The 12,921-nt window shown below is 62.6% G+C and carries 14 protein-coding genes; 8 read left to right on the top strand and 6 right to left on the bottom strand.

Translation table 11 applies throughout. The annotated features are described in order from the left end of the window. Window positions 1-72: 72 nt before the first annotated feature. The 4 genes from FQV27_RS05810 to FQV27_RS05795 all read right to left on the bottom strand — a co-directional run bounded on the left by FQV27_RS05810 (window position 73) and on the right by FQV27_RS05795 (window position 4,202). Complete coding sequence (locus tag FQV27_RS05810) at window positions 73-1,071, bottom strand: ABC transporter ATP-binding protein (RefSeq protein WP_147096927.1); 999 nt, start codon at window positions 1,069-1,071, stop codon at window positions 73-75. Window positions 1,072-1,084: 13 nt separating this feature from the next. Next, a complete protein-coding gene (locus FQV27_RS05805) occupies window positions 1,085-1,909 on the bottom strand; it encodes a carbohydrate ABC transporter permease (RefSeq protein ID WP_147096926.1) in 825 nt (274 codons plus the stop codon). Window positions 1,910-1,919: 10 nt separating this feature from the next. Beyond that, entirely contained in the window at window positions 1,920-2,789 is an 870-nt protein-coding gene (locus tag FQV27_RS05800; protein WP_147096925.1) for a carbohydrate ABC transporter permease, read from the bottom strand. 96 nt (window positions 2,790-2,885) lie between these two features. Continuing rightward, a complete protein-coding gene (locus FQV27_RS05795; protein ID WP_147096924.1) occupies window positions 2,886-4,202 on the bottom strand; it encodes an ABC transporter substrate-binding protein in 1,317 nt (438 codons plus the stop codon). A 124-nt stretch (window positions 4,203-4,326) separates the two neighbouring features. On the opposite strand from FQV27_RS05795, the gene FQV27_RS05790 reads away from it, so the two are divergent. The 7 genes from FQV27_RS05790 to FQV27_RS05760 all read left to right on the top strand — a co-directional run bounded on the left by FQV27_RS05790 (window position 4,327) and on the right by FQV27_RS05760 (window position 10,840). Continuing rightward, complete coding sequence (locus FQV27_RS05790; protein ID WP_222611669.1) at window positions 4,327-5,271, top strand: sugar-binding transcriptional regulator; 945 nt, start codon at window positions 4,327-4,329, stop codon at window positions 5,269-5,271. A gap of 99 nt (window positions 5,272-5,370) precedes the next feature. Beyond that, window positions 5,371-6,513 carry an ABC transporter substrate-binding protein gene (locus tag FQV27_RS05785; protein ID WP_147096923.1) on the top strand — a complete coding sequence of 381 codons (1,143 nt, stop codon included), beginning with the start codon at window positions 5,371-5,373 and terminating at the stop codon, window positions 6,511-6,513. Window position 6,514: 1 nt separating this feature from the next. Next, window positions 6,515-7,381, top strand: coding sequence for a branched-chain amino acid ABC transporter permease (locus FQV27_RS05780; protein WP_147096922.1), 867 nt, complete (start codon window positions 6,515-6,517; stop codon window positions 7,379-7,381). Further along, window positions 7,381-8,319, top strand: coding sequence for a branched-chain amino acid ABC transporter permease (locus FQV27_RS05775; RefSeq protein ID WP_147096921.1), 939 nt, complete (start codon window positions 7,381-7,383; stop codon window positions 8,317-8,319). The genes FQV27_RS05780 and FQV27_RS05775 overlap by 1 nt, the downstream gene beginning before the upstream one ends. Further along, a complete protein-coding gene (locus FQV27_RS05770) occupies window positions 8,306-9,022 on the top strand; it encodes an ABC transporter ATP-binding protein (RefSeq protein WP_147096920.1) in 717 nt (238 codons plus the stop codon). Before FQV27_RS05775 ends, FQV27_RS05770 begins: the two co-directional genes overlap by 14 nt. Next, window positions 9,015-9,707, top strand: a complete 693-nt coding sequence (locus tag FQV27_RS05765) for an ABC transporter ATP-binding protein (RefSeq protein ID WP_147096919.1) — start codon at window positions 9,015-9,017, stop codon at window positions 9,705-9,707. The genes FQV27_RS05770 and FQV27_RS05765 overlap by 8 nt, the downstream gene beginning before the upstream one ends. A gap of 110 nt (window positions 9,708-9,817) precedes the next feature. Further along, a complete protein-coding gene (locus tag FQV27_RS05760) occupies window positions 9,818-10,840 on the top strand; it encodes an aspartate-semialdehyde dehydrogenase (protein ID WP_147096918.1) in 1,023 nt (340 codons plus the stop codon). A 4-nt stretch (window positions 10,841-10,844) separates the two neighbouring features. Here the strand turns inward: FQV27_RS05760 and FQV27_RS05755 are convergent, their stop codons facing one another. Then, window positions 10,845-11,510 (bottom strand): DUF2268 domain-containing putative Zn-dependent protease, encoded by a 666-nt coding sequence (locus FQV27_RS05755; protein ID WP_147096917.1) that lies wholly within the window; start codon window positions 11,508-11,510, stop codon window positions 10,845-10,847. Window positions 11,511-11,584: 74 nt separating this feature from the next. Next, the gene (locus FQV27_RS05750; RefSeq protein WP_147096916.1) at window positions 11,585-11,962 is read right to left on the bottom strand and encodes a winged helix-turn-helix transcriptional regulator; all 378 of its coding nucleotides are present in this window, start codon (window positions 11,960-11,962) and stop codon (window positions 11,585-11,587) included. A gap of 86 nt (window positions 11,963-12,048) precedes the next feature. Here FQV27_RS05750 and FQV27_RS05745 point away from each other — a divergent pair, with 86 nt between their 5' ends. Next, window positions 12,049-12,918 carry an NAD(P)H-dependent oxidoreductase gene (locus FQV27_RS05745; protein WP_147096915.1) on the top strand — a complete coding sequence of 290 codons (870 nt, stop codon included), beginning with the start codon at window positions 12,049-12,051 and terminating at the stop codon, window positions 12,916-12,918. Window positions 12,919-12,921: the final 3 nt, after the last annotated feature.

The following is a 12,921-nucleotide window of genomic DNA, read 5'->3' as shown; positions in this document are numbered from 1 at the left end:
ACCTGAAACGAAGGGCATGATGCACCCCCGTATCCGGCAGGGAGGATATCGCGCGGGCTACAAGCGCGCCATTCAGGCGGCGAGGCCGTTTTGGCTGAACTTGTAGATGCGTCCTTCCTGTGGGGTGAGGAAGATCTTGTCGCCGTGGTGGATGTCCCGCTCGCCCTCGGCGCGGGCGATGATGGGGGTGCCGTCGTCAAGCTGGATGTGCAGGAAGGTGTCCGATCCAAGATGCTCGGCCACGCCCACGGTGCCGGGGAACGCGCCCTCGGTCGTCGAGAGTTGCCAGTGCTCGGGTCGAATGCCGATCGTGTGCGCGCCATGCTTCGCCGCGCCCTCGCCCTCGATGAAGTTCATGTTCGGGCTGCCGATGAATCCCGCGACGAACTTGTTGGCGGGACGGCTGTAAAGCTCCATGGGAGAGCCCACCTGCTCGACATTGCCGGCGCGCAGCACCACGATTTTGTCGGCCATGGTCATCGCCTCGACCTGGTCGTGGGTCACATAGATCATCGTGGTCTTCAGGTTGTTATGCAGTTCGCTGATTTCGACCCGCATGTTCACCCGAAGCGCGGCATCAAGGTTCGACAAGGGTTCGTCGAACAGGAAGGCCGCCGGTTCGCGCACGATGGCACGGCCAATGGCCACGCGCTGGCGCTGACCGCCCGAAAGCTGGCCGGGCTTCCTTTCCAGATAGCTGTCGAGGTTCAGGATCTTCGCCGCATGCGCCACGCGCTTTTCCTGCTCGGCTTCCGGCATCTTGGCCATCTTCAGCGGGAAGGCGATGTTCTTGCGGACCGACATATGCGGATAAAGCGCATAGCTTTGGAACACCATCGCCAGCCCGCGTTTGGCCGGACCGGCATCGGTCACGTCCTTGCCGTCGATCTGGATTGACCCGGAGGTGACATCTTCCAGCCCCGCGATCAGGCGCAGAAGCGTGGACTTGCCGCAGCCAGAGGGGCCGACGAAGACGACGAATTCGCCATCCTCGATGTTCAGGTCTACACCCGGAATGACCTCGACATCGCCGAAGGCCTTGCGAACGTTCTTGAGCGTAATGGAACCCATGTCATTGTCCCCCTTATTTCACCGCGCCGAAGGTCAGGCCGCGGACAAGTTGTTTCTGGCTGAACCAGCCCATGATCAGGATCGGCGCAATCGCCATGACCGAGGCCGCCGACAGCTTCGCCCAGAACAAGCCCTGCGGGCTGGAAAAGGATGCGATGAAGGCTGAAAGCGGCGCCGCGTTGGTCGTCGTCAGCTGGATGGTCCAGAAGCTTTCGTTCCAGGCCAGAATGACGTTCAGAAGCAGGGTCGAGGCAATTCCCGGCACCGCCATCGGCGTCAGCACATGCACGATTTCCTGTTGCAGGGTCGCACCGTCCATCCGCGCGGCTTCAAGGATCTCGCCCGGAATCTCGCGGAAATAGGTGTACAGCATCCAGACCACGATCGGCAGGTTCATCAGCATCAGCACGATGACCAGCCCGATCCGCGTATCCATAAGCCCGGTGCGCAGAAAGATCAGGTAGATCGGCACCAGAACCGCAACCGCAGGCATCATCTTGGTGGACAGCATCCACATCAGGATGTCCTTGGTGTGCTTGGTCGGCGAAAACGCCATCGCCCAGGCCGCCGGAACCGCCACAAGCAGCGCCAGAACCGTCGAGCCGACGGCGATGACGACAGAGTTCATGAACGGCCGGAAGTAGTTATACTGCGACTGCACCTCGCGGTAGCTGTCCAGCGTGAAGGACGGGATCATGTTGAACCCCGAGATCGCCTCATTTTCGGTCTTGAAGCTGGTGATGACCGTATAAAGGATCGGAAAGAAGATCAGCAGGGCCACGATCCATGCGGCAATGGTCCAGCCGATCTTGGTCTGCGTCGAAACTGCGCGTGCCATGTCGTCCTCCTCAGTCCAGGTTCTTGCCGACGGCGCGCATCAGGAAGATGGCGACGATATTGGCCAGAACGACCGCGATGATGCCGCCCGCGGCAGCCCCGCCAATGTCGAAGTTCAGGCGCGCGGCGCGATAGATCAGATAGGTCAGGTTGGTCGAGGCATTGCCAGGCCCGCCATTGGTCGTCACCAGAATCTCGGCATAGACGCCCAGAAGGAAGATCGTCTGGATCAGGATCACGACGGTGATCGCACGCGACATATGCGGCAGCGTCAGATAGAAGAAACGGCTTAGCGCGGGCGCGCCGTCCATCTCAGCCGCTTCCATCTGCTCGCCATCAAGCGATTGCAGCGAGGTCAGCAGGATCAGCGTCGCGAAGGGCAGCCATTGCCACGCCACGATGACGATGATCGAAAACAGCGGATATTGCGCGAACCAGTCCACAGGCGACATCCCGAAGAACTTCGCGATATCGGCGAACACACCGTAACTCGGGTGCATGATCATGTTCTTCCAGATCAGCGCCGCAACCGGGGGCATGACAAAGAAGGGCGAGATCACCAGAATCCGCACGATTCCCTGCCCGAAGATCGGCTTGTCGATCAGCATCGCGATCAGGATACCCCCGATCACCGTAATCAGCAGGACACCCAGCACCAGAACCAGCGTGTTCCAGATCGATTCCCAGAAGGCAGGGTCGGTGTAAAAATACTTGTAGTTGAAAAAACCGGCCCAGCTCGTCGAGGCAGGGTTCAGAAGGTTATAGTTCAGAAACGAATAATACAGCGTCATCCCAAGCGGAACGATCATCCAGATCAACAACAGAATGATCGCCGGGGCGCGCATGAGCCGTGCGAGGCTCTGTGTCTGACGGGTCGCCATCGCGTGCTTCCTCTGACGGGCGCGGATATCGCGCGGATTGCGGGTCGTGGCGCCGCCCGATCAAACGGGCGGCGCTGATGTCGCAGTCAGAAAAGACTACTTCGGATAACCAGCGCGCGCCATCTCGCGCTCGGTATTCGATTGCGCAGCAGCAAGCGCATCGTCACCTGACATCTGGCCGGCAAGTGCGGCAGCGAATTGCTGGCCGACCGCAGTGCCGATGCCCTGGAATTCCGGGATCGCGACGAATTGCCCGCCGGTATACGGAATGTCCTGAACCGACGATTTCTGCGTATTCGCGGAATTGATCGCTGTCAGCGTCATGGCTGCAAACGGTGCTGCCGACTGATATTCGGCGTTCTCGTAAAGCGAGGTGCGCGTACCGGGAGGTGCGGCGCGCCAGCCGTCTGCGGCTGCAACCTCGTCGGTATAGGCCTTGCTGGTCGCCCAGGCGACGAACTTCTTGGCCGCGTCCTGCGCGTCCGACGTTGCCGGAACGGCCAGCGACCACGCCCACAGCCAGTTACCGTGATTGTCGACGCCTTCCTTGTTGGGGAACTGCGCGAAGGCAACCTGGTCGGCCACGGTCGAGTTGTCGGGGTCGGTCACGAAGCTGGCCGCCACCGTGGCGTCGATCCAGATACCGCATTTGCCCTGCTGGAACAGCGAAAGGTTTTCGTTGAACCCGTTCGAGGACGCACCGGGCGGGCCGTAATTGGTCATCAGGTCCAGATAATCGGTCAGCGCGGCTTTCCATTCGGCGCTGTCGAACTGGGGCTTCCACTCCATATCGAACCAGCGCGCGCCATAGCTGTTGGCCATCGCGGTCAGGAACGCCATGTTTTCGCCCCAGCCCGGCTTGCCGCGCAAGCAGATGCCATAGACTTCACCGTCCTTGTTGGTCATCTTTTCGGCGGCGGTCTTGATATCGGCCCAGGTCGGGCTTTCTGGAATGGTCACGCCGGCGGCCTCTGCCAGATCCTTGCGATACATGACCATCGCCGATTCGGCGTAGAACGGCACCGCGTACAGCGTGCCATCGACCGAAAGCGCATCGCGCACGGCCGGGATAAGGTCATCGACCTCGTAATCGGCCGGCAGATCGCTGAGCGGGGTCAGCCATTCCTGCTTTGCCCAAAGCGGAACCTCGTAGGTGCCGATCGTCAGCACGTCATACTGCCCGCCATTGGTGGCGATATCGGTCGTCACACGCTCGCGCAGGATGTTTTCTTCCAGCTGCACCCATTCAAGCTGGATGTCCGGGTTCGCATCGGTGAAGGGCTTCGTCATCTTCTGCATGCGGATCATGTCACCGTTATTGACGGTGGCGATGGTCAGCGTTTCGGCCATCGCAGGCGCGGCAAGCGCAACGACAGCACAGGCACCCGCGAGGGCGCGAATCGAATGGGCCATAAATTCTCCTCCTCCAGCGCGTCATTTGCCCGCGCTATGGGCAAATGCTCACATTTTATCTCGCGCAAGTCAAATAGTATGTTAGCCTGCGCCATTCGTGGCCCGCCGCAGGAGGAGGACAGGTGTGACCATCGACGCAAGCAAGCTGGATCAGGCTGCCCGTGCAGCGTGGCTTTCGTGGGTCGGCGGCCTGACGCAGGACGAAATCGCGCGCGAGATGGGCGTGTCGCGCCAGACGGCGCAGCGCCTGACCTCGCAGGCAATGGCCGCAGGCATCGTAAAGGTCCGCATCGACCACCCGCTGGCCGAATGTCTGGAGCTGAGCCGCCGCCTGAAAGAGAAATTCAGCCTGCGCCGCGTCGATATCGCGCCGGCGCAGACTGGCGCGGCGGGCATGTCGAACCTGATTGCCGAACTGATCGAATCGCTGCTTTCGCGGACCGAGCCACTGGTCCTTGCCATCGGGAACGGCAGAACCCTGCGTGGTGGCGTGCTGCAGATGTCGCATCTGGATTGCCCGCAGCACAGCATCGTTTCGCTGACCGGGAATATCGCGCCCGACGGCTCTGCCGCTTACTACAACGTATTGTTTTCGCTTTCGGAAATCGTTACCGCCAGCAGCTATCCCCTGATGGTTCCGGTCATCGCCGCCTCGTCCGAGGAGCGCAGCGCGCTGCATCGCCAGCCGGGAAATGCCCGCGTCATGGAACTGACCGCACGGGCAGAGGCCGCAATCGTCGGGATCGGCGATCTGGGTCCGCAAGCACCGCTTATGGTCGATGGCTTCCTGACGCAGGAAGAGGTCGAAGCCCTGTCTCGCGCTGGCGGGGTGGGCGAGATGCTGGGCCATGCCTTCGATGCCGCGGGAACATTGCTGCCGCGCGATACCCGCGTCGCCTCGGCGCAGTTGCCCGATCCATCGCAGGGACTGTTCGTGGCGGCCGCATATGGTCCGACAAAGCGCAATGCCATCCTTGGCGCGCTGCGCGGCGGTCTTGTCAACGGTCTGATTACGGACGAGGAAACCGCGCGCTGGCTGCTGGATCAGCCGGATCGCGTCAGCGCCTAGCAGCCGGGCGCTAAGCGCCAGACACGCCAACGAAAAATCGTGGCAAGGCAGGGACACAGCGGCTATGAAAGCGCGATACAGACTGTTGGATGACCGCGCATGAAGCCCTTCGTTTTTTCCTGCCTTTTGGCCTTCGCCCTGCCTGCGCATGCAGACACCACGGTCGGCCTGATGCTGCCGGCATCCGGCAATTACGCCGCGCTCGGTCAGGATATCGAGGATGGCTTCCGCATGGCCCTGCAGGAGGCAGGGCGCAGCAACATCAGGGTGATCGAAGCCGATACCGAAGCCGACCCGCAGACCGGCCTGACCCTGGCGCGAAAGCTGATCATGCAGGATCGTGCTGATGTTCTGGTCGGCGTCGTCTCCTCTGCCGTGCTGGGGGCGGTCAGGGACGTCGTGCATCAGGCCGAAATACCGCTGATCGTGGCGAATGCCGGCAACAGCGATGCGACCGGGAAGGACTGCTCTGCCTTCATCACGCGTGTCAGCTTTTCAAACGATCAGCTGAACCGGCCGATGGGCGAATGGATGGCCGCTCAGGGGATCAGCTCGGTCTATACCCTCGCCCCCGACTATGCGGCCGGACAGCAGATGATCGCGGCCTTCAGCGATGCCTTTACCGCCGGCGGCGGCGAAATCGTTGGCGGCGAATTCACACCGTTCGGCAAGACCGAGGATTTCGGACCCTACCTTGCCAAGGCACAGGCATCCGGCGCGCAGGCGCTGTACGTCTTCTATGGCGGCGCGGATGCCGTCAGTTTCGTGAAACAATATGACAGCTTCGGCTTGCGCGACACGTTGCCGCTCTATTCCGTCGGCTTCCTGACCGCCCCGCTTTATCTGCGCGAGCAGGGCACGTCCGCCGCCGGCGTGATCGGCGCACTGCACTATCTGCCATCGCTGGATACACCGGAAAACGAGGCCTTTGTGGATGCCTATCAGAAGGCGCATCCCGACACGCTGCCGTCTGAGTATGTCGTCGCAGGCTATGATGCGGGTCGTCTGCTGGTTGGCGCATTGGACAGCGGGGCCGAGGGGCGCGCAGCGTTGGCGGCTGCGCTTCCGCAGGTCGCCTATACCGGCCCGCGCGGCCCGCTTAAGATCGACCCGGTGACCAACAATATCGTGCAGAACGTCTATGTGTTCGAAACCGTGGAAGGCCCGGACGGGATGACACATCAGGTGCTGGACACGGTCGAGGCCGTGCGCGATCCGCCCAACGGCTGTGCGATGGAATGACGTGACGGCGTTCTGGACCCTGCAGGTGCTGAATGCGTTGCAACACGCGGCGCTGTTGTTTCTGATCGCAGCCGGATTATCGGTCAGCTTCGGACTGATGGGGTTCGTGAACCTTGCGCATGGCGCGCTGTATATGCTGGGCGCGTTCATCGGCATATCGGTCGCCGCGCAAACAGGCTTCTGGGTGGCGCTGATAGCGGCGCCTCTGGCTGTCTCTGCAATTGGTGCGCTGCTGTATTTGTGCCTGCTTGGCCGCGTGGCGCGGCTTGGCCCGATGCCGCAGGTGCTGGTCAGCTTCGGTTTGGTCTTCATCGCGACAGAGCTTGTCCGCATCGTCTGGGGCGACATCCCGCTGGTCCTTGATCCGTCCGCCGCGCTGGCGGGCCGGGTTGATCTGGCGGGGGCGACCTATCCCGTCTACCGGCTTTTCGTGATCTGTATTGGCGCAGCCATGGCGGCTGCCTTGTGGCTGGGCGTCAACCGCACGAACCTTGGTGCTGCGCTGCGCGCCTCGGTCGAAAATCCGGGTATGGCACGCGCCATCGGGATCAGGACCGAGCGGATGTTTCTGCTGGTCTTTACCCTGGGCGCGGGGCTTGCCGGACTTGGCGGCGTGGTGGCGGCACCGATCACGGCGGCCAATCCCGGCATGGCAGTATCCGCGCTGATCCCTGCGCTGATCGTGACGGTGATCGGCGGCATGGGCAACATCGCGGGCGCTGCGCTCGGCGCGCTGATCGTCGCGGGAATCGAGGTATTCGGCGCGGTGCTGTTCCCCGCTGCCAGCGCGGTGCTGATATATGCCGCGCTTGCCGTCGCGCTGATCTGGCGGCCCGAAGGATTGCTGGTCGCGAAGGGCGCGCGATAATGTTCCGTCTGGACGCGATGCGGATTGTTCTGCTGGTGCTGCTTCTGGCTGGAATGCAGGTATTCGCGATGCTGGGCGGCTTCTTCGGGCAAGAGATCGTGGCAGAGATCGCGATACTGGCAATTCTCGCCATCTCGCTGGACCTGGCGGCTGGCTTTGGCGGGATGGTCTCGCTCGGGCACGGCGCGATCATGGGGGTCGGTGCCTATGCCTATGCGCTTGCCGGCCAGCACGGCCTGACGCCGTGGCCAGCAGCACTGACGGCGATTGCCGCGTCGGGCGTGACAGGGGGGCTGATCGGTGCCGTCAGCGCAAGGATGCAGGGAATATTCTTCATCATGGCAACGCTGGCCTTCGGGCAGATGATCTGGGCCTTCACCTTCAGCGCGCGCTGGCTGGGGGGCGACAACGGGATGGGCGGCATCGCGCGCGCGTCGCTGCCTTTTTCCGACCTGTCCCAGCCGATGGCCTTCGCAAATTACGCGCTGTGTCTTCTGCTGGCGGTATTTCTGCTGGCGGCCGCCACCCTTTCGACCCCGTTCGGGCGCAGTTATCAGGCCGTGCATGACAACGCCGCGCGCGCCGCAGCCATCGGCCTTGCGCCCCGGCGCATCCGCATCACCGGCTTTGCCATTTCGTCGGCAATCGCCGGCGTTGCGGGCATCCTGGCGGCGCAGCACATGCAGTTCATCTCGCCCGCGATGATGTTCTGGACAACCTCAGGAGAGGTGCTGGTCGTCCTGATCCTTGGCGGCATAGGGACCCTGACCGGCCCGATTGTCGGTGCTGCGATCTTCGTGACCCTGAAATACTGGGCCGCCGGATGGACCGATCACTGGCATCTTGTCATCGGCGCATTGCTGATCGCTGTGATTCTGGCCGGCGGGCGCGGCATCACCGGAGAAGCCGAGAGGCGTCTGCGCCATGCTTTCCGTTGAACGCCTTGGCAAGTCCTTCGGCAGCGTCGAGGTCATCCGCAACGTCACGTTGACCGTCAATGCCGGTGAACGGCTGGTAATCCTCGGGCCGAACGGTGCGGGTAAGACGACACTTATGCGGCTGATCGCAGGTGAGATTGCGCCGGATACCGGGCATATCCGGCTGGATGGTCAGGACGTCACCGCACTGCCCCCCGACGCCCGCGCCCGCGCCGGGCTGGGCCGAGGGTTTCAGACCGCATCCCTGTTCGAAAGCTTCAGCATCGCGGAAAACCTGATCCTCGCGATTGCGGCGCGCATGAATGGGGCGCGATTTGGCCGCGATCCGTTGAAAAGCCACGACCTTCGGCACCGCGCGAGGGCTGCTGCACGGCAGGTCGGCATCGCTGACCCCGACGCGCCCGTGGCTTCCATCGACCACGGCACGCGGCGGCGGCTGGACCTTGCGCTTGCGATGTCGGGGGGCGCGAAACTGCTGCTGCTGGATGAGCCGGCCTCGGGCTTCGGGCCGGGCGGCGCACGCGAAATTCACGATCTTATCGCCGGTTTGCCAAAGCATCTGACGCTGCTCGTGATCGAACACGACCTCGATCTCGCTTTCGCGATTGCCGACCGCATCGTGATCCTCGATGCAGGAGGCATAGCGCATGAAGGCCCGCCATCGACCGCGCGACCGGTGCTGCGGGCGATCTATGATGCTTGACGTCATCGACCTGACCGCCGCCTATGGCCACGCGCAGGTGCTTCACGGTTTGTCGCTGCGACTGGAAGCGGGCCGCATCCATTCATTGCTGGGCCGAAACGGCGCGGGCAAGACGACCACGCTGAGACGGATCATGGGGCTGCTGCCGCACCAACAGGGCCGCATCCTGTTCGCGGGGGACGAGATCACCGGCTGGCCCACGCCACGCATTGCCCGTGCCGGGATCGGCTATGTCCCCGAAGGCAGAGAGGTTTTTACCGCGCTGACGGTGCGCGAAAACCTGACCCTCGCAGGCCGGATCGGAAGTGGCGACTGGACGATCGACCGCGTGATGCAGCAGTTTCCCGGCCTTCATCCGCGGCTGGATGCGCCGGCGGCGGTTCTGTCAGGGGGCGAACAGCAGATGCTCTCTGTCGCGCGGGCGCTGATGACCTCTCCTCGGCTGCTTTTGCTGGACGAACCATCCGAGGGGTTGTCGGTCCAGATGACCGCCGTGCTGCGTGACGTTCTGGTCGCCTTGCGTGACCAGGGAATGACGATCCTGCTGGTGGAACAGGATGTCGGTCTGGCCACAAAACTTGCCGACGATGTCACGCTGATGTCGCGCGGACGGCATTGCTGGGCCGGCACTGCGGCGGAATTCGCGCAGGCCGCCGGGGTCCGGCGGCGCTATCTTGGTGCCTAGCAAGCCGGCGGCGCTTCGGCATCGCCCTTTGAACGCAGAAGAAACCGGACGCGGGCTTTCGCAGCCCGACATGCGCGACTATATCCGGGGCCAAGCAAAGGAGTTTTCCGATGGGTTACAGAATTGCCGTCGCTGGCGCCACGACCGATGTGGGCCGCGAGATCCTGAACATTCTTGATGAGCGCGAATTCCCGGTCGATGAGGTCGCGGCGCTTGGCCCGCGCAAGTCGCAAGGTTCCGAGGTGAGTTTCGGCGAAAAGACCTTGAAGCTGCGCGATATCGAGAGCTTCGATTTCGGCGGCTATGACATGGCTCTGTTCGCGATGGACGCCGATGACGCAAGGAAATACGCGCATCTGGCGACCGATCAGGGTTGCGTCGTGATCGACGCGTCAGCGGCATTCCGGCTGGACCCGTCTGTTCCGCTGATCGTGCCCGAGGTGAACCCTGCCGCGATCGAGGGCTATCGCGAGCGCATGATTATCGCCAGCCCGGAAACCGCGACCTCTGAACTGCTCGTGGCGCTGAAGCCCTTGCACGACCGCGCGCGCGTGCGCCGCATCGTCGCCTCGACCTATCAGTCGGTTCTGACGGCGGGAAAAAAGGGTATGGACGAGCTGTGGAACCAGACCAAGGGCATGTATGTGCCGGGTCAGGAGGTTGAGCCGTCGGTCTTTCCCCGCCAGATGGCCTTCAACGTGATCCCCCAGATCGGCGAGTTCATGGAAGACGGGACCAGCCGCGCCGAATGGCAGATCGCGGCCGAGGTGAAGAAGATCCTCGACCCGTCGATCCGGGTATCTGTGACCTGTGTGCGGGTGCCTGTTTTCGTCGGCGATGCGGAATCGGTGAATGTGGAGTTCGAGGATTTCATCGACGAAGACGAGGCGCGTGACATCCTGCGCGAATCGCCGGGCCTGCTGGTGATCGACAAGCACGAAGATGGTGGCTATGTCACCCCGGTCGAAAGCGCCGGCGACTTCGCGACGTTCGTAAGCCGAATCCGGCAGGACAGCACGGTCGAGAACGGGTTGAACATGTGGATCGTCTGCGACAGCCTGCGCAAGGGCTCGGCGCTGAATCTCGTGCAGATCGCCGAACTTCTGGGGCGCGACTACCTGCAAAAAGGCTGAGCGCTCAGCTTTCTTCCGTCGCGCGGGGCTCGGTCGCCTCGGCTTTCGCGATCTGACGCATCGCGCCGCGGAAGCGGTCGGCACTGCTATGGGCAAGCGTGATTGCATCATCCCTTGGATTCGCTTTCAGGTAATCCGCGACCATGCGGTGCCCAAGGCCATAGCCTGACCAGCGACGGATCTTGCCCTTGCCGAAAAACCATTCGGCATGGTCATAGTCGCGCCGCGCCCATTCGTTGGACGCGCGCCGCGCAATTTCGTCGGACGGATTGACGCTGTCCCACGGGTCAGGGGGACCGCCCAGCACCTGAAGCACGAAATGTCCGGCAAGGCCCTCGCTGACCAAGGCCTCACCCAATGACTTGCCATAACCCGGACCGTCCCAGCGGATCAGATGGTGCAGTTCGTGAACCAGTGTGCGGGTAAAAGGTTCAGGGTCAAAGCGCGAGGGATCGAGCGTAATCTGAATCTGTCCCGGCGCGGGCGCGTAACCGCCCATACCCCAGCCCTGCACGACTTCGTCGCCGGTGCGGATGACAAGGTCAAAACGTGGCAGCGCGACGTGTTCTTCCACGATTGCCACGGCGTCACGCGCTGCTGCCCGTGCCTCCGGCATGACGCCGTTCAAGGCCTTGCGCGCGTTCAGGAAATGTATCTGCCAGACGGTCATGGCTCTGTTTCGCAAGTTCGCAGCGGTTGCGCTACTCCAAAGATGCACGTCGGCGGGGATCTGCAACCCGCTCGTCAGACCTCATTCTCGCGGTCATAGCGGGCCTTGGCATCTTCGACCGTGTGGATTTCTGCGGCGATCCAGCCGGTCAATCCTTCCATGACCGACAGCAGGCCCTTGCCCGTCGGGGTCAGCTCATAGCTGACTTTCGGCGGGATCGAGGCTTCGACATGGCGCATCGTCAGGCCATTTCGGCACAGGCTTTTCAGCGTCGCAGAGAGGACGCGTTCGCTGATCCCTTCGACATCGTCGCGCAACTGATGAAAGCGGCGCGGACCCGATTTCAGCGACCAGAGGATCAGCAGCGTCCATTTGCCGGTCGCCAGCAGGAACAGGTCGCGGCCGGGGCAATCGGCCGTCATCGGGTCGGCGTTTGGGGCACTTACTTCCATATCCGTTCCGGTTTCTCAGATCCGTTCTTATCCGGCGTATCAGCTTACATTAAGTAAGCCCGTGACCAAAGTGAAGGAGAAAGCCGATGCGCGATGACAGGATATATCTGAACGTCTTTACGCCAAAGCCCGGAAAGCTGGACGACCTCGCCGATCTGCAGATGGCAGAAACATCCCGGCTGGGGCCGATCAGCGCAGAATACGGATGGCTCGGCAACGAGATCTATCGCTCGGATGAGAAGCTGGTGATCGTCACGCGCTTTGCGTCAGACGAGCAAACGGGCGCGTGGCAACAAACCGCGGAGTTCGCGCAGCATCTCGATCTGCTTGATCCGGCGTTGGAACAGGTGGACAGCACGGCCCTGACATTGCTGGCGCGGAACCGCGCGCCAGACGCGCCGATCCGGCTGGCCGTCATCACCGGCAGCACGCGAGAGGGCCGGTTCAGTGACCAGCCCGCCAACTGGATTGCCGGGAAGGCGGCCGATCACGGCGGTTTTGCGATCACCGGGGTCGATCTGCGCGACCACGACTTGCCCTTCTTCGGCGCGCCCCATGCGTCTGACGCGCAGCGGCGCGCCGCCGATGCGTTCGTGGCGATGATGCAGGGCTTCGATGCCTATATCCTGACGGTCGCGGAATACAATCACGCGCCGACGGCGGTGCTGAAAAACGCGCTCGACCATCTGGACGCCATGCGAAAACCCGTTGCTTTCGTCGCCTATGGCGGTGTTGGCGGGGCGCGCGCGGTCGAACATTTGCGGGCGATCACGGCTGAACTGCGCATGGTCGCAGTCCGCGATGCCGTCCATATCACCTATGCCGATCTGAAGCCGCTGATGGCGGGGGAGGCGACGCTAGGTGCAATTCCGCATCTGGAAAACAATGCAACGATCATGCTGGACGAGCTGGCATGGTGGGCGCGGCTGCTGCGCGATGCCGAGCATCCTGCATGATCG

The sequence above is a fragment of the Paracoccus aurantiacus genome (assembly GCF_007993065.1).
Lineage (GTDB): Bacteria > Pseudomonadota > Alphaproteobacteria > Rhodobacterales > Rhodobacteraceae > Paracoccus > Paracoccus aurantiacus.
The sequence above is the reverse complement of the archived record's forward strand: the minus strand, read 5'-3'. Positions and strand labels throughout refer to the sequence as shown.